The organism is Serratia sp. CY76391 (genome assembly GCF_052166695.1).
Lineage (GTDB): Bacteria > Pseudomonadota > Gammaproteobacteria > Enterobacterales > Enterobacteriaceae > Serratia > Serratia nematodiphila.
This window is the reverse complement of record NZ_JBJNOJ010000006.1, coordinates 105,992-122,932: the sequence shown is the minus strand read 5'-3', so window position 1 is coordinate 122,932 and position 16,941 is coordinate 105,992. Positions and strand designations below refer to the sequence as shown.

At 58.4% G+C, this 16,941-nt stretch carries 15 protein-coding genes and 2 tRNA genes; all 17 read right to left on the bottom strand.

Annotated features, from left to right (window positions below; genetic code table 11):
• Window positions 1-29 precede the first annotated feature (29 nt).
• Window positions 30-269, bottom strand: a complete 240-nt coding sequence (gene yedF, locus ACJ8PN_RS11395) for a sulfurtransferase-like selenium metabolism protein YedF (protein WP_004933486.1) — start codon at window positions 267-269, stop codon at window positions 30-32.
• Window positions 266-1,480 (bottom strand): selenium metabolism membrane protein YedE/FdhT, encoded by a 1,215-nt coding sequence (gene yedE / locus ACJ8PN_RS11390; protein WP_004933488.1) that lies wholly within the window; start codon window positions 1,478-1,480, stop codon window positions 266-268. The genes yedF and yedE overlap by 4 nt, the downstream gene beginning before the upstream one ends.
• Window positions 1,481-1,626: 146 nt before the next feature.
• On the bottom strand, window positions 1,627-3,540 hold the full coding sequence (locus ACJ8PN_RS11385; RefSeq protein WP_033638901.1) for a DEAD/DEAH family ATP-dependent RNA helicase: 1,914 nt from the start codon (window positions 3,538-3,540) through the stop codon (window positions 1,627-1,629).
• Window positions 3,530-3,604 carry a protein YrbN gene (yrbN, locus tag ACJ8PN_RS11380; protein WP_223182019.1) on the bottom strand — a complete coding sequence of 25 codons (75 nt, stop codon included), beginning with the start codon at window positions 3,602-3,604 and terminating at the stop codon, window positions 3,530-3,532. Before yrbN ends, ACJ8PN_RS11385 begins: the two co-directional genes overlap by 11 nt.
• Before the next feature lie 122 nt (window positions 3,605-3,726).
• Window positions 3,727-4,611: a lipoprotein NlpI gene (gene nlpI, locus ACJ8PN_RS11375; RefSeq protein WP_004933495.1), complete on the bottom strand. Its 885-nt coding sequence runs from the start codon at window positions 4,609-4,611 to the stop codon at window positions 3,727-3,729.
• 128 nt (window positions 4,612-4,739) lie between these two features.
• A complete protein-coding gene (gene pnp / locus ACJ8PN_RS11370; protein WP_004933498.1) occupies window positions 4,740-6,857 on the bottom strand; it encodes a polyribonucleotide nucleotidyltransferase in 2,118 nt (705 codons plus the stop codon).
• Window positions 6,858-7,113: 256 nt separating this feature from the next.
• Complete coding sequence (gene rpsO, locus ACJ8PN_RS11365; RefSeq protein WP_004933502.1) at window positions 7,114-7,383, bottom strand: 30S ribosomal protein S15; 270 nt, start codon at window positions 7,381-7,383, stop codon at window positions 7,114-7,116.
• Between the two features lie 124 nt (window positions 7,384-7,507).
• Window positions 7,508-8,452 carry a tRNA pseudouridine(55) synthase TruB gene (gene truB / locus ACJ8PN_RS11360; RefSeq protein ID WP_171453221.1) on the bottom strand — a complete coding sequence of 315 codons (945 nt, stop codon included), beginning with the start codon at window positions 8,450-8,452 and terminating at the stop codon, window positions 7,508-7,510.
• A complete protein-coding gene (gene rbfA / locus ACJ8PN_RS11355; RefSeq protein ID WP_004933508.1) occupies window positions 8,452-8,862 on the bottom strand; it encodes a 30S ribosome-binding factor RbfA in 411 nt (136 codons plus the stop codon). Before rbfA ends, truB begins: the two co-directional genes overlap by 1 nt.
• 70 nt (window positions 8,863-8,932) lie before the next feature.
• The gene (infB, locus tag ACJ8PN_RS11350) at window positions 8,933-11,620 is read right to left on the bottom strand and encodes a translation initiation factor IF-2 (RefSeq protein WP_004933511.1); all 2,688 of its coding nucleotides are present in this window, start codon (window positions 11,618-11,620) and stop codon (window positions 8,933-8,935) included.
• A gap of 23 nt (window positions 11,621-11,643) precedes the next feature.
• Window positions 11,644-13,152 (bottom strand): transcription termination factor NusA, encoded by a 1,509-nt coding sequence (gene nusA, locus ACJ8PN_RS11345; RefSeq protein WP_004933514.1) that lies wholly within the window; start codon window positions 13,150-13,152, stop codon window positions 11,644-11,646.
• 21 nt (window positions 13,153-13,173) lie between these two features.
• Window positions 13,174-13,626: a ribosome maturation factor RimP gene (rimP, locus tag ACJ8PN_RS11340; protein WP_028127574.1), complete on the bottom strand. Its 453-nt coding sequence runs from the start codon at window positions 13,624-13,626 to the stop codon at window positions 13,174-13,176.
• Window positions 13,627-13,843: 217 nt separating this feature from the next.
• Window positions 13,844-13,920 (bottom strand) — tRNA-Met (locus tag ACJ8PN_RS11335).
• 60 nt (window positions 13,921-13,980) lie between these two features.
• Window positions 13,981-14,067, bottom strand: a tRNA-Leu gene (locus tag ACJ8PN_RS11330).
• 70 nt (window positions 14,068-14,137) lie between these two features.
• Window positions 14,138-14,473 (bottom strand): preprotein translocase subunit SecG, encoded by a 336-nt coding sequence (gene secG, locus ACJ8PN_RS11325; RefSeq protein WP_004933519.1) that lies wholly within the window; start codon window positions 14,471-14,473, stop codon window positions 14,138-14,140.
• Window positions 14,474-14,693: 220 nt separating this feature from the next.
• Entirely contained in the window at window positions 14,694-16,031 is a 1,338-nt protein-coding gene (gene glmM, locus ACJ8PN_RS11320; RefSeq protein ID WP_004933522.1) for a phosphoglucosamine mutase, read from the bottom strand.
• A 4-nt stretch (window positions 16,032-16,035) separates the two neighbouring features.
• Window positions 16,036-16,872, bottom strand: coding sequence for a dihydropteroate synthase (gene folP / locus ACJ8PN_RS11315; RefSeq protein WP_021504257.1), 837 nt, complete (start codon window positions 16,870-16,872; stop codon window positions 16,036-16,038).
• Window positions 16,873-16,941: the final 69 nt, after the last annotated feature.

Sequence of the window (16,941 nt, the reverse complement as noted above, 5' to 3'; positions counted from 1 at the left end):
AAGGCGGTGGGAACCCCACCGCCTTGGCGTTAACGCTGGATCAGATAGCGGATGGTCGGCCCGTCCTGCTGGATATCCAGCACCTTGTAGCCGTGGTTGCGCGCATCGAGCGGGATGTTGTTGATCGACTGCGGGCAATCACTGATCACCTCCAGGATCTCCCCCGGCTTCAGCTGCGGCATCGCCTCCAGCGTCGCCACCGCCGGGTACGGGCAAGGCTCGCCCAGCATGTCCAGCCGGTAGTCCGGCACTATCGTCGTCTCTTTCATGGCATGCTCCTCAAATTCACCACCTGCGCCTCAGGCCGGGCGCGGAAAAAGCGTTTCTCCCACCACAGCATGGCGGCGAAGGCCAGCGCCAGCAGCAGGTAAGTCACCAGCAGGCCGCCGATCGGGCCGAAGGTATCGAGCAGGTTGATCTTGTCGTAGTCGGTCGCCAGCGCCGGCGCCAGGTCGTCCCAGTAATAGGCCAGCAGCGTAGCGCCGATGATGTTGCCCAGCCCCACCCACCAGTAGTGCACCTGCCCTTCCACGGCGCGGTACATCCAGCCGGTCTCGCAGCCGCCGGCCAGCACGATGCCGAAACCGAACAGCAAACCGCCCAGCACCGCATTCGGGCCGGCCCACATGATCTTCGGCGCCACGCCGAGCTGCACATAGCTGAAGATGCCGATGGCGCTCACCGCCATGCCGATGATGATGGCTTTCGCCATGTGGGTGCGGCCGGTGATCCACAGATCGCGGAACGCCGAAGTGAAGCAGATCTGCGCGCGCTCGATCAGCAGGCCAAAGCCGATGCCGAACAGCATGGCGATGCCGAGCTTCGGCGCATCGAACAGCGTCCACAACGACCAGGCCACCGCCAGACCGAAGATCGCCATGCCCAGCCGGAAACGGCGACGCGCCTGCTCAGGCTTCTGCGTCAGCGGCGCGGCGGCCTTCACCTTTTGCAACTTGACCGGAATGCGGAACATCGGCAGCAGCGTGAATTTGGCGCCGAAGTAGGAGCCGGCGGCGGTCGCCAGCGCGAAGAACCAGGCGTGCAACGAGAACTGCGGAATGCCGGTGAAGAACGCCGCCAGGTTGCAGCCCATCGCCAGGCGTGCGCCGAAGCCGGCAATGATGCCGCCCAGCAGCGCCTGCACGATGCGAATGCGGTGCTGCGGCTGACGCAGTTTGATGTTGTTGGCCCACAGCGCGGCGGCGATGCAGCCGGCGAACATGCCGATGATCATGCGCCCGTCGATGCGCTCCAGCGGCGTGCCCTGCAGGCCGATGACCTTGAAATAGCCCCATTGCTCGGGGTGTAGACCGAACCACTGCAGCACATGACCGCCCCAGCGGGTGAATTCGCCGGTCACCGCCCAGAAGGTGCCGGTCATGCCGAAGTAGTAGGTAGAAAGGATCCCGGCGGCGATCACCGCCGGCAGCGGCGCCCAAAAGCGCACCAGGTATTGAGATTTAAACTGCTGCCAACTCATGGCATCTCCCGTGCATATCATCCGTAAGAAAAAACCTTATGAATGATACGCCATTCAGGGGCGTTTGACGGCAACTTTCAGGCATAAAAAAACCAGCCCGCAGGCTGGTTTTTCAGAGCGCTTCACCGCGAACGGCGAATCAGCGATTACGCGTCGCCGAAACGACGACGTGGTGCTGCCGGTGCGCCGTCATCACGGCGTGGCGCCGGCTTGCCGTCACGGTTGTAGTTACCGCCACGACGCTCGCCGCCGTTGCCGCCTTCACGACGTTCGCCGAAGGAGCGACGTGGGCCGCCTTCGCGACGTTCGCCGTTGAACGGACGACCGTTGCCGCGACGCTCGCCACCGTTGCCACCGTCACGACGCTCGCGACGTTCGAACGGCTGTGCATCGCCCAGCAGCTGCATGTTCATCGGCTTGTTCAGGATGCGGGTGCGAGTGAAGTGATTCAGGATCTCGCCCGGCATGCCTTTTGGCAGCTCGATGGTGGAGTGAGAAGCGAACAGCTTGATGTTACCGATGTAACGGCTGCTGATGTCGCCTTCGTTAGCGATAGCGCCAACGATGTGACGCACTTCTACGCCATCGTCACGGCCCACTTCGATGCGGTACAGCTGCATTTCGCCAACGTCACGACGTTCGCGACGCGGACGATCGCCGTCACGGCTGTCACGACGGTCGCCACGACGATCGTCACGGTCGTTGAACTCGCGGCGCTGACGTGGCTTGAAGACCGGATCCGGCGGCAGGATCAGCGGACGTTCGCCCTGTGCCATTTTCAGCAGCGCGGCGGCCAGAGTTTCCATATCCAGCTCTTCTTCCGGCTGCAGTTTGGTCAGCAGTGCGCGGTACAGGTCCAGATCGCTGCTTTCCAGCTGCTGCTGAACTTTCGCGGCGAACTTGGCCAGACGACGCTCGCCCAGCAGTTCTGCGTTCGGCAGTTCCACTTCAGGGATGGTCAGCTTCATGGTGCGTTCGATGTTGCGCAGCAGGCGGCGTTCGCGGTTTTCCACGAACAGCAACGCGCGGCCGGCGCGGCCCGCACGACCGGTACGGCCGATACGGTGAACGTAAGACTCGGAGTCCATCGGGATGTCGTAGTTGACAACCAGGCTGATGCGCTCAACGTCCAGGCCACGGGCCGCAACGTCGGTCGCGATCAGGATATCCAGACGACCGTCTTTCAGGCGCTCCAGGGTCTGCTCACGCAGCGCCTGGTTCATGTCGCCGTTCAGCGCGGCGCTGCTGTAACCGCTACGCTCCAGCGCTTCGGCCACTTCCAGAGTCGCGTTCTTGGTACGGACGAAGATGATCGCCGCGTCAAAGTCTTCGGCTTCCAGGAAACGCACCAGCGCTTCATTTTTACGCATGCCGTAGACCGACCAGTAGCTCTGGCTGATGTCCGGACGGGTGGTGACGCTGGATTGGATGCGCACTTCCTGCGGCTCTTTCATGAAGCGGCGGGTGATGCGACGGATCGCTTCCGGCATGGTGGCGGAGAACAGCGCGGTCTGATGTTCAGCCGGGATCTCAGCCATGATGGTTTCTACGTCTTCGATAAAGCCCATGCGCAGCATTTCGTCGGCTTCATCCAGCACCAGACCGCTCAGGTTGGAGAGGTTCAGGGTGCCGCGCTTCAGGTGGTCCAGCAGGCGGCCTGGGGTACCCACAACGATTTGCGGGCCCTGGCGCAGAGCGCGCAGCTGCACGTCGTAACGCTGGCCGCCGTACAGGGCTACCACGTTGACGCCGTTCATGTGTTTGGAGAAATCGGTCATCGCTTCGGCAACCTGAACCGCCAGTTCGCGGGTCGGCGCCAGCACCAGGATCTGAGGTGCTTTCAGGTCTGCCTGCAGGTTGTGCAGCAGCGGCAGCGAGAACGCTGCGGTTTTACCACTACCGGTCTGCGCCATGCCCAGCACGTCGCGGCCGTTCAACAGGTGAGGAATACACTCAGCCTGGATCGGAGATGGTTTTTCATAGCCCAGATCGTTCAGGGCGGAAATGATTGGAGCAGACAGCCCCAGATCGGCAAAAGAGGTTTCAAACTCAGTCGTCATGTACACGTGCCTCATTAATAATGGCAGCCAGTCTACATAACTCGTCGAGAAAATTTTCAGTCATTTTCATTGAAAAGTGTGAACCGGCTCAAATTAGATTATAAAACGAACAAAAAAGCCCTCGCCCGTGAAGGCGATAACTTTGGTTAAAAACCAATGTCCATCAGGCTGATAGGTGTTCGTCAGCTATTGCTGGTCCGATTCCGATAGGTCGTCTTGCTCTTGGCCCAAAAGCGCCAATTCCAACAATGCATAGCGGTGCTCAACGAAGTTGTGAACGTTGTTAGACACCGTCAGTTTGAACAGCGCCGAAGCGGTGTCCTTGTCCCCCAGACTCAGGTAGTGTTTACCCAAATAGAAGTCAGTTTCACTGAGATGCTCAGCGAGCGAAGTGTTATCCGTTGCATCTGCCTTGAGGCGTTCCATCAGCGTTTTTTCGCTGATCTTGCCCAGGTAGAATTCGACAATATTCCATCCCCATTGCCCTCTGTCCGCTTTGTCATAGCGCTGCTGAAGCGCTACCTCGGCCTTCTTGGGATCGATTTCTCTCTCCACCAGATACAGCCATAACGAACGGAAGGGATCGTTTGGGTCGTCTTGATAAAACGCCTGCAGATCATCCTGCGCCAACGGGAAGCGGCCGCCATAATACAGTGCGATGCCCCGGTTTAAACGCGCGTAATTGTAAGTTGGATCAAGCTCTAGTACAGAATCAAACGCTTCATAGGCAGCATCAAAATTGCCTGCCTGCGTTAAGTAAATGCCCAGGTAGTTGAAAACTTCCGGCATGTCGGGACGTATCGCCAGCGCCTGCGAGAAATCATTGCGCGCTAATGCACGTAACCCGAGGCTATCATACAGCACACCGCGCTCATATAAAAGCTGTGCGCGTTCGTCATCCGTCAGTGCCCGGCTGGCAAGAATTTGTTCCATGCGCGCCAGGATCACTTCCTGCTGCAACGTTGGCTGCAACGGGATTGCCAAAACTTCGTCTTTACGCCAATCATGGTTGCTGCATCCTGCCAGCATGAGTGCTGTCGCAACGTAACACCAGCGCAAGAAAGGCTTCATTTCCCACTCCCGAAGACAAACATTGGATGAACGTCCTGTCCTCCGTTTGCTAAAACGCGGGCATCCTACCCGCGCGATACGAACAGCTCCCAACCCCGTGGCGGGGAGCTGTAAAACTATCTATACAGTTATTCTGCTTCAGGCGCAGGTGAACCTGCTTCCGGCGCCATCGCTTCTTTGATGCTCAGACGCACGCGGCCCTGACGGTCAACTTCCAGTACCTTAACCGGCACTTCCTGACCCATCTGCAGATAGTCGGTCACTTTCTCAACGCGCTTGTCGGCGATCTGAGAAATGTGCACCAGACCTTCTTTACCACCGCCGATAGCGACGAATGCGCCGAAATCAACGATACGGGTCACTTTACCCTGGTAGATACGGCCCACTTCGATCTCTGCCGTGATCTCTTCGATGCGACGGATAGCGAATTTCGCTTTCTCACCGTCGGTCGCAGCGATTTTAACTGTACCATCATCTTCGATTTCGATGGTAGTGCCAGTCTCTTCGGTCAGTGCACGGATAACGGAACCGCCCTTACCGATCACGTCTTTGATTTTATCCGGGTTGATGCGGATAGTATGAATGCGTGGTGCGAATTCGGAGATATCGCCGCGCGGAGTGCTGATAGCCTGTTCCATTACGCCCAGGATGTGCAGACGCGCGCCCTTGGCCTGGTTCAGAGCCACCTGCATGATTTCGCGGGTGATGCCTTCGATTTTGATGTCCATCTGCAGCGCGGTGATACCGTCGCGGCTACCGGCCACTTTGAAGTCCATGTCGCCCAGGTGATCTTCGTCACCCAGAATGTCGGACAGAACCACATAGTTGTCGGCTTCTTTCACCAGGCCCATCGCGATGCCCGCAACGGCGGCCTTGATTGGCACACCGGCGTCCATCAGCGCCAGAGACGCGCCGCACACGGAAGCCATGGAAGAAGAACCGTTGGATTCGGTGATTTCAGACACCACGCGAACCGTGTACGGGAAATCTTCCGGTTTAGGCATCATAGCCAATACGCCGCGTTTCGCCAGGCGACCGTGACCGATTTCACGACGCTTAGGAGAACCGACCATGCCGGTTTCGCCTACGGAGTACGGAGGGAAGTTGTAGTGGAACAGGAAGCTGTCGGTCTTCTCGCCCATCAGCTCGTCCAGGTTCTGTGCGTCGCGCGCGGTGCCCAGGGTCGCGGTAACCAGCGCCTGAGTTTCGCCACGGGTGAACAGCGCGGAACCGTGGGTGCGCGGCAGTACGCCGGTGCGCACGTCCAGGCCACGGATCATGTCTTTTTCACGGCCATCGATACGCGGCTCGCCACGCAGTACGCGGCTGCGCACCACGTTTTTCTCCAGGTTGCCCAGGATGTCCTGGATCTCACCGGCGTCCAGCGTTTCGTCCTGCGCCAGCAGGGTTTCAACCACGCTGTCTTTGATCGCGTCAACCTGAGCGTAACGCTCTTGTTTTTCGGTGATGTGGTACGCGTCGCCCAGGCGAGCTTCGGCCAGTTCAGCCACGCGCGCGTGCAGCGCTTCGTTGACCGCAGGCGCCTGCCAATCCCACTTCGGTTTGCCGGCTTCGGCAACCAGCGCGTTGATGTTTTCGATAACCACTTGCTGCTGGTCGTGGCCGAACACCACGGCGCCCAGCATCTGATCTTCGCTCAGCACGTCCGCTTCGGATTCAACCATCAGCACCGCGCCGGCAGTACCGGCAACAACCAGATCCAGACGGCTTTCTTTCAGCTCGTCGGTCGTCGGGTTCAGCACGTACTGATCGTTGATGTAACCTACGCGCGCTGCGCCGATTGGGCCGTTGAACGGAATACCGGACAGGCTCAGGGCCGCGGAAGCACCGATCATCGCAACGATGTCCGGGTTCACCTGCGGGTTAACGGAAACCACGGTCGCGATCACCTGAACTTCGTTCAGGAAGCTGTCCGGGAACAGTGGACGGATCGGACGGTCAATCAGACGGGAAGTCAGGGTCTCGCCTTCGCTCGGACGGCCTTCGCGACGGAAGAAGCTGCCCGGGATGCGGCCGGCGGCGTAGGTACGCTCTTGGTAGTTAACGGTCAGCGGGAAGAAGCTCTGGCCCGGCTTGGCTTTTTTCTGGCCAACGACGGTAACGAATACAGCGGTGTCATCCATGCTCACCATAACGGCGGCGGTGGCCTGACGAGCCATCATACCGGTTTCGATGGTGACGGTATGCTGGCCATACTGGAATTTGCGAATGATCGGTGTCAGCAAAATTATATCCTTGATTAGCGGCGCGCAATCGCATTGACGACTCGACACGCCTGTGACTCGATTTGCCTTCTCACTACATCCTCGCGACTAATGACAATCCTTATCTCAGGCAGGAGATAAAGCCTCTCATTAGCCGCGCGAACCTCTGTAACGGAAGAACCTGTTTGGAAACATCAGTAATACATTAACCTGATTTGCTTATGCTTCCTAGAAGAAAGGGGCCAAAATAGGCCCCTTTCCACTGAAACTTGCTAGATTAGCGACGCAGACCCAGACGCTCGATCAGGCTGGTGTAACGTGCTACATCTTTACGCTTCAGGTAGTCCAGCAGCTTACGACGCTGAGAAACCATACGCAGCAGACCACGACGGCTGTGGTGATCTTTTTTGTGCTCGGAGAAGTGGCCTTGCAGATGGTTGATCTGCGCAGTCAGCAGGGCAACCTGAACTTCGGTAGAACCGCTGTCGTTAGTACCACGACCGAAATCAGCTACGATTTGAGCTTTAGCTTCAACACTTAGAGACATTGTAATACTCCAGATTATAGATAATAAAAACAGGCGCCGATCTCTAATTCAGCAACCCAATGCATAAGCTGCGCCATTCTACTCTTAGCGCAGTGCGATCGCAAGGCGACGCAGTGCCCCGCCGTCAGTCGAAATGTTCGACCACCAGGCGGCGCGGCGCCACGCGACCATCCTCGGCGATGTCGCCAACGCCGATGAATTTCCGCTCTTCACCCTCGGTGATACGCACCATGCCGGAAGCCGGCGCGCCGGCCACTTGCACCGGTTGCCCCTGCTTGACGTAGCCCGCCACCACCGGCAGCAAATTCACTTCCGGATAGTTCTCAACCGGGCTGTCCATCGGCATCAGCAGCGGATCGAGCAGCTCGCCGGGGTCGATCGCCTGTTCCTGCGCCTGCGCCAGCAAAGCGTTCAGCTGTTCCAGCGTCACCATGCGCGCGATCGGGTAAGTCGCCACCTGCAGGCGGCGCAGATAGATCACGTGCGCGCCGCAGCCCAGCAGCTCGCCGAGATCGTCGGTGATGGTGCGGATGTAGGTGCCTTTCGAGCAGTGGATCTCCAGCTCCAACTCATCCCCTTCCCAGCGGATAAACTGCAGCTCGTACACCGTGATGCTGCGCGCTTCGCGCGGCACTTCAATCCCCTGGCGCGCATACTCGTAGAGCTTCTTGCCCTGGTATTTCAGCGCCGAATACATCGACGGCACCTGCTGGATATCGCCGCGGAAGGTGTCCAGCGCCGCGTCGAGCTGCGCCTGGGTAAAACTCACCGGGCGCTCCTGCACGATCTGGCCGTCGGCGTCGGAGGTATCGGTACGCTGCCCCAGTTTGGCGATCACCCGATAACGTTTATCGGAATCGAGCAGATATTGCGAAAACTTGGTCGCTTCACCCAGGCAGATAGGCAGCATGCCGGTCGCCAGCGGATCGAGCGCGCCGGTATGGCCCGCCCGGTTGGCGTTGTACAGACGCTTTACTTTTTGCAGCGCATCGTTGGACGACAAACCCTGCGGCTTGTCCAGCAACAGCACGCCGTGGATATCACGGCCGCGGCGACGAGGGCGACTCATCAGTCCTCCTTGTCATCGCCTGAGGCGGAACGGCGCTCGGCGTCGTTCTTCACCACGTTGGTCACCAGGTTGGACATGCGCATGCCTTCCACCAGGGAGTTGTCGTAAGCGAAGGTCAGCTCCGGCACCACGCGCAGGCGCATCGCTTTGCCCAGCAGAGTGCGGATATAGCCGGAAGCGTCCTGCAACGCTTTGATGCCATTGGTGACCAGATCCGGATCGTGGTTCTCGGTCAGCACGTTCAGGAAGGTGACGTAAACCTTGGCATACGCCAGGTCACGGGAGACTTCCACGCCGGAAACGGTCGCCATGCCGACGCGCGGATCTTTCACTTCACGCTGCAGAATGATCGCAATCTCTTTCTGCATCTCTTGCGCCACGCGTTGACCGCGGCTGAATTCTTTTGCCATTTTGGATTCTCCAGACAAATCGGGGGGCACAAAGGCCCCCCGTAAACAGATATAAGCAGATGTGCAATCGTTAAGCGATGGTGCGTTGGATCTCAATGATCTCGAACACTTCGATCATGTCGCCGACGCGCACGTCGTTATAGTTCTTAACGCCGATACCACATTCCATGCCGTTACGGACTTCGTTAACGTCATCTTTGAAGCGGCGCAGGGATTCCAACTCGCCTTCATAGATAACCACGTTGTCGCGCAGTACGCGGATTGGGTTGTGACGCTTGATGGTCCCTTCGGTAACCATACAGCCGGCGATAGCGCCGAACTTAGGCGATTTGAACACGTCGCGCACTTCGGCCAGGCCGATGATCTGCTGCTTGTATTCCGGCGCCAGCATGCCGCTCATCGCCTGCTTCACTTCGTCGATCAGGTTATAGATCACGGAGTAGTAACGCAGATCCAGGCTTTCCGCTTCGATCACGCGGCGCGCAGAAGCGTCGGCACGCACGTTGAAGCCCAGGATGATGGCGTTGGAAGCCGCAGCCAGCGTCGCGTCGGTTTCGGTGATACCACCTACGCCGGAGCCGACAATCTTCACCTTCACTTCGTCGGTGGAGAGTTTCAGCAGCGAGTCGCTGATCGCTTCGCAAGAGCCCTGTACGTCGGATTTCAGTACGATGTTCAGCTCGGACACTTCGCCGTCGGTCATGTTGGCGAACATGTTTTCCAGCTTGGACTTCTGCTGACGCGCCAGTTTGACTTCGCGGAACTTGCCCTGACGGTACAGCGCCACTTCACGCGCTTTCTTCTCGTCACGCACCACGGTCGCTTCGTCACCCGCTGCAGGCACGCTGGACAGACCCAGGATTTCCACAGGGATGGACGGACCGGCGGAGGTCACTTCACGGCCCAGCTCGTCACGCATCGCACGCACACGGCCGTATTCGAAGCCGCACAGGACGATGTCGCCCTTGTTCAGCGTACCTTCCTGAACCAGCACGGTAGCCACCGGGCCACGGCCTTTATCCAGGAAGGACTCGATCACTACGCCGCTCGCCATGCCGCTGCGTACCGCTTTCAGTTCCAGAACTTCGGCCTGCAGCAGGATAGCCTGCAGCAGCTCGTCGATACCGGTACCGGCTTTCGCGGACACGTGTACGAACTGCGCTTCGCCGCCCCACTCTTCCGGCATCACGCCGTACTGGGACAGTTCCTGCTTAACGCGGTCCGGATCGGCTTCCGGCTTGTCGATTTTGTTCACCGCAACCACCAACGGCACCTGCGCCGCTTTCGCGTGCTGGATGGCTTCGATGGTCTGTGGCATCACGCCGTCGTCGGCCGCCACCACCAGAACCACGATGTCAGTCGCCTGAGCACCGCGAGCACGCATCGAGGTAAACGCGGCGTGGCCCGGAGTATCCAGGAAGGTGATCATGCCGTTCTCGGTTTCTACGTGGTAGGCACCGATGTGCTGGGTAATGCCGCCGGCTTCGCCCGCCGCCACTTTGGTGGAGCGGATGTAGTCCAGCAGAGAGGTTTTACCGTGGTCAACGTGGCCCATGATGGTCACGACCGGCGCGCGCGGCTCGGCCGCAGCGCCCGTATCACGGTCGCTCATCAGCGCTTCTTCCAGCTCGTTTTCACGACGCAGGATAACTTTGTGGCCCATCTCTTCGGCAACCAGCTGCGCGGTTTCCTGGTCGATAACCTGGTTGATGGTGGCCATGGCGCCCAGCTTCATCATCACTTTGATGACCTGAGAACCTTTGACCGCCATCTTGTTGGCCAGCTCGGCCACGGTGATGGTTTCGCCGATCACCACGTCGCGGTTAACCACCTGCGCCGGCTTGTTGAAGCCCTGCTGCAGAGCGCTAGGCTTGCGTTTGCCTTTACCGCCACGGGTAACGGCGCGCGCTTCTTCGCGATCCGCTTTGGATTCGGACAGCTTGTTGCCTTTCTTCTGCTTGGTGGCTTTGCCGCCGCGGGTGCGGCTGCGACGATCGCCTTCAACTTTGGCGTCGTTTTCATCTTCCGCGGCACGGGCGTGCTGAGAGGTGGTCACGTGATAGTCGGCGCTTTCAACCGCGGCGCTTGCCGCGTCTGCCTGGGCCCACTTCTCGCCGTTCTCTTCGGCCATGCGACGGGCTTCTTCCGCCACGCGCTTGGCTTCCTCTTCAACCTTGCGGCGCACTTCCTCTTCCGCTTTGCGTTTCAGTTCAGCGGCTTCGGCTTCACGGCGTGCTTTTTCCGCCTGAGCTGGCTTGGTCATTTCGTCGGTATGTTGATTGGTCACTTTTTCTTTTTCCGCTGAATTACGCTTAGCAATCTCCGCGGCCTCACGTTTGGCTTGCTCTTCGGCTGCGCGCTTCGCTTCCGCTTCGCGTTTTGCGAGCTCTTCCGCTTCGCGCCGTGCCTGCTCTTCCGCTTCACGCTGTGCCTGCTCTGCCGCTTCAGCCAACTGGGCTTCCTGCGTATCGCGATTTACATAAGTGCGTTTCTTGCGGACCTCAATTTGCACCGATTTACTTTTACCGCCGGTGCTCGGGATATTCAAGGTGCTGCGCGTTTTGCGCTGCAAAGTGAGTTTACCCGGCGCGCTGCCGTGTTCACGGTTCAGGTGCGCCAGCAATGTTTCTTTTTCTTGCTGGGTAACAGAGTCCGACTCGGACTTGTTGATCCCTGCATCAGCAAACTGCTGTACCAGGCGATCAACCGGAGTCTGAATCTCTGCTGCCAGCGATTTTACGGTTACATCTGTCGTCATGCTGTTCCTTCCTGCTACAGTTATTACGCGTTGTCGCCAAACCAACAGATATTGCGCGCAGCCATGATCAGCTCGCCGGCTTGCTCGTCGCTAAGCCCTTCAATATCAGCCAGATCGTCAACACCCTGCTCGGCAAGATCTTCCAGCGTACAAACCCCACGCGCGGCCAGTTTAAAGGCCATGCTGCGCTCAAGACCCGGCAGGTTGAGCAAATCGTCGGCCGGTTTGTTGTCGCCCAGGCTTTCTTCTTGTGCCAGGGCCAGCGTGGTCAATGCAGCTTTGGCGCGTTCGCGCAATGCTTCAACCGTATCTTCATCCAGACCGTCGATTTCCAACAGCTCTTTGATCGGCACGTAGGCCAGCTCTTCCAGCGTGGAGAAGCCTTCTTCAACCAGTACGGTGGCGAAATCTTCGTCGATATCAAGATACTTGGTGAAGGTATCAATAGCGGCATGAGCCTCGGCCTGGTGCTTGGCCTGCAGGTCGTCCGCCGTCATCACGTTCAGTTCCCAACGATCGTCGCCGCGGTGTTGTTTCAGCAGCTGGGAAGCCAAACGCACGTTTTGGCCGTTACGGCCGATCGCCTGTGCCAGGTTGCTGGCTTCAACGGCGATATCCATGGTGCAGTTATCTTCATCTACCACGATCGACGCGACGTCGGCCGGCGCCATGGCGTTGATGACGAATTGCGCTGGATTATCATCCCACAGGATGATGTCGATGCGTTCGCCGCCGAGCTCGCTCGACACGGCCTGAACGCGCGCACCGCGCATACCTACGCAGGCGCCGACCGGGTCGATGCGCTTGTCGTTGGTTTTCACTGCAATTTTCGCACGGGAGCCAGGATCGCGGGCTGCCGCTTTAATTTCAATCACTTCTTCGCCGATTTCCGGCACTTCGATGCGGAACAGTTCTTTCAGCATTTCCGGGCTGGAACGGCTGACGAACAGCTGCGCGCCGCGGGCTTCAGGACGCACGGCGTACAGTACGCCGCGAATGCGGTCGCCCGGACGGAAGTTTTCGCGCGGCAACATGTCTTCACGGCCAATCACCGCTTCGGCGTTGTTGCCCAGATCCAGCGCGATGCTGTCACGGTTCACTTTCTTCACCACGCCGGTGACGATCTCGCCTTCGTGTTCACGGAAAGCGTCAACCACCATCGCGCGCTCGGCCTCGCGCACTTTCTGCACGATAACCTGCTTGGCGGTTTGGGTGGTGATACGGTCGAAGGTCACGGATTCGATCTGATCTTCGACGTAGCCGCCGAGCTCGATGCTCGGATCTTCAAACTGAGCGGCTTCCAGCGTGATTTCACGCGTCGGCTGCGTCACTTCGTCTACGGCGACCCAACGGCGGAAGGTATCGAAATCGCCGGTTCTGCGGTCAATGCTGACGCGCACGTCGATTTCCTGCTCGTATTTTTTCTTGGTTGCGGTGGCTAATGCAGTTTCCAGCGCTTCGAAAATCTTCTCGCGCGGAAGGGATTTTTCATTGGAAACTGCTTCAACAACAGCCAGAATCTCTTTGTTCATCCTAGTTGCCTCTTCCAAACTTTAAAAGTGGGGTACCAGGTTCGCTTTCTGGATGTTGCTCAGCGCGAACACTTCATCTTTCCCTTCCACAGTAACCGTGATCATCTCGCCTTCGACAGACTTGATAATACCCTGCCACTTGCGACGGTTCTGTACCGCCATGCGCAGGACCAGGCTGACTTCTTCACCGAGGAAACGCGTATAGTGCTCTGCGGTGAACATCGGGCGATCAAGGCCAGGAGAGGAGACTTCCAAGTTGTAAGCGACCGTGATTGGATCTTCGACGTCCAATACAGCGCTGACCTGGTGGCTGACATCAGCGCAATCATCAACATTGATGCCGTTGTCACTATCAATATAGATGCGGAGCGTCGATTGGCGCGCACGAATGAATTCGATGCCTACAAGCTCAAAGCCCAACGCTTCTACGGGTGCCGAAAGCATCTCTGTTAACTGTTGCTCTAATGTGGACAAGCCCACCCCCAAGACATAAAAAAAGGGCTAAATAGCCCAGTGATTCTGTTGCCAAATAACAAAAAACCCCGAAAAATCGGGGCTTTATGCAACTGGACCCTGTTTGCCGCTAGGCGGCCTCGGTACAACTTTCGAGCAAGTGTCATTTTCAAATGTTGATCGAGAAAAGCGGATTTCAATCGAAAAGTGTATTTGAAAATAAACACTTAAAGGAAAGTGGTTGCGGGGGCCGGATTTGAACCGACGACCTTCGGGTTATGAGCCCGACGAGCTACCAGGCTGCTCCACCCCGCGTCCGAAAACGTGGCAAATACTACGCCGATAATCGCAAAATTGCAAGTTATCTCTGGGATTTGGTACCGAGGATGGGACTCGAACCCACAAGCCCGTTAGGGCACTACCACCTCAAGGTAGCGTGTCTACCAATTCCACCACCTCGGTACTGATTCTTACTGCTAACGGCCGTTGTTCTTTCGAGTTCACAACCACCGTTTACAAACTTTGTTGCGGCTTACTGCGGGATGTCGCTGCTCGGCTTGGCAGGTGCTGCCGGCGCGGTTGTCTGCTCAGTTTTCACCGGCTGACCGAGGTTTTCCCACTCGCTGCCTTTCTTGCTTTGGTTGCTGCTGAGGTTGCCCAGAATCAGGCTGATGACGAAGAACAGCGTCGCCAATACAGCAGTCATGCGGGTCATAAAGTTACCGGAACCACTCGAACCGAACAACGTGCCTGATGCACCTGCTCCGAAAGAGGCTCCCATATCAGCGCCTTTACCTTGCTGCAACATAATCAGAGCAACCAGCCCGATTGAAATCAGCAGGAAAATTACCAGAAGAGCTTCGTACATAGTAGTACCCGTATCCTTGCGGCCTCACCGCATGCCAAATGCTTCACACTCATCAAGCAGGCGTGTTTATAAACTGCCTACTGAAGCGGGTGTGAATACTAACCAAAGCCGCCAACCCGCGCAAGGGCAATTTGCAGCCGCCGGCGCGTTTGCGGAAAAAAACGCCAACAATCGTCTGTTCGGGCTCAGCGATGCCAAGCCCGGCGGCTAACTGTCTGTTTTAACCTGCGGATTTCACCGCATCGGCGATGCGATGTGCCAGCGCGGTCACCTGCTGCTCGTCCTCACCCTCCACCATCACGCGGATCAGAGGTTCAGTGCCCGATTTGCGCAGCAGCACCCGGCCGCGACCGGCCAGCTCGGCTTCCACCTGTTCGGTGACCTTGCGCACCGCTTCAGATTCCAGCGGATTGTGATCGCCGGCGAAACGCACGTTGACCAGGATCTGCGGCAACAGCTTCATGCCGCTGCACAGATCATGCAGGCTCATGTGGTTGCGCACCATGGCGGTCAGTACCTGCAACCCGGCCACGATGCCGTCGCCGGTGGTGGTTTTGTCCAGCAAGATCACATGGCCGGAGTTTTCCGCACCGATGCGCCAGCCCAGCTCCTGCAGCTTCTCCAGCACGTAACGGTCGCCCACTTTGGCGCGAGCGAACGGAATGCCCAGCTGCTTCAGCGCCAGCTCCAGCCCCATATTGCTCATCAGGGTGCCGACTGCGCCGCCGCGCAGCTGACCCTGACGCAGGCCTTCGCGGGCGATGATGTACAGGATCTGATCGCCGTCCACCTTGTTGCCCAGGTGATCCACCATCATCACGCGGTCGCCGTCGCCGTCGAACGCCAGGCCAACGTGCGCTTTTTCCTGCAGCACGCGCTCCTGCAACTGACGCACATCGGTAGCGCCGCATTTCTCGTTGATGTTCATGCCGTCCGGCTCAACGCCGATGGCGATCACCGTAGCGCCCAGCTCGCGCAGTACGCTCGGCGCGATGTGGTAAGTCGCGCCGTTGGCGCAGTCGACCACGATTTTCAGCCCTTTCAGGCTCAGCTCGCTCGGGAAGGTGCCTTTGCAGAATTCGATATAGCGGCCGGCGGCGTCGATGATGCGGCTGGCTTTACCCAGCTCCGAGGACTCCACACAGGTCAGCGGCTTTTCCATCTCGGCCTCGATCGCTTCTTCGACATTGTCCGGCAGCTTGGCGCCGTCGATCGAGAAAAACTTGATGCCGTTGTCATAGAACGGGTTATGCGAAGCGGAAATGACAATGCCCGCTTCAGCACGGAAGGTTCGCGTCAGGTAGGCCACCGCCGGCGTGGGCATCGGCCCGGTGAAGGAGGCGGACAATCCGGCGGCCGCCAGACCGGCTTCCAGAGCGGACTCAAGCATATAACCGGAGATGCGCGTATCCTTACCGATGATGATCTTGCGGGAACCGTGACGCGCCAGCACTTTACCGGCCGCCCAGCCCAGCTTCAGCACGAAGTCCGGCGTGATGGGGCTGTCCCCGACCTTGCCACGGATGCCGTCGGTGCCAAAATATTTGCGCTCGCTCATGTCTCTACTGTCCCTTAGCTGAAAGTGTTGCCTCGACGACACGCATCGCCTCGACGGTTTCTTTAACGTCATGCACTCTGACAATCTGCGCACCCTGCATCGCCGCGATCACCGCGCAGGCCACGCTGCCGATAACCCGTTGATCCGGCGGCACGTTCAGCAGTTGTCCAATCATCGATTTGCGCGACATGCCGACCAACAACGGCAAACCAAAACGATGAAACTCCGACAACCGAGCCAGAAGCTGATAGTTGTGCGCCAAATTTTTACCGAAACCGAAGCCGGGGTCGAGCAGCAATTTCTGATTTGTTATCCCCGCCTCGTTACAGCGCCGGATATGGTGTTCGAAAAACGCCTGAACGTCGGCGATCAGATCGTCGTAGTGCGGCGCCTGCTGCATGGTGCGCGGCTGCCCCTGCATGTGCATCAGGCAGACCGGCAGGCCGCTTTCCGCCGCCGCAGCCAGGGCACCCGGCTCCTGCAGCGAACGGATGTCGTTGATCAGATGGGCGCCGGCCTGCGCCGATTCGCGGATCACGCCCGCCTTCGAGGTATCGACCGAGATAAAGACCTCGAAGCGCTGCGCCAGCGCTTCCACCACCGGCACGACCCGTTCCAATTCTTCCTCTTCGCTCACCTCCGCCGCCCCCGGCCTTGTCGATTCGCCGCCGATATCAATCATCGTGGCGCCGGCCGAAATCAGCGCATGCGCATGCACCAGCGCCTGGTTCAGGGTGTTGTGGCGGCCGCCGTCGGAAAACGAATCCGGCGTCACGTTGAGGATGCCCATCACCTGCGGATGGGAGAGATTGAGCGTCATGTCGCGCACGGTTAACTGCATGGTTGGTCCACCTTACTGTTGCCTGGTTCACTGCCCGCCGGGCAAAAAAAAACCCCGGCGTACCGGGGT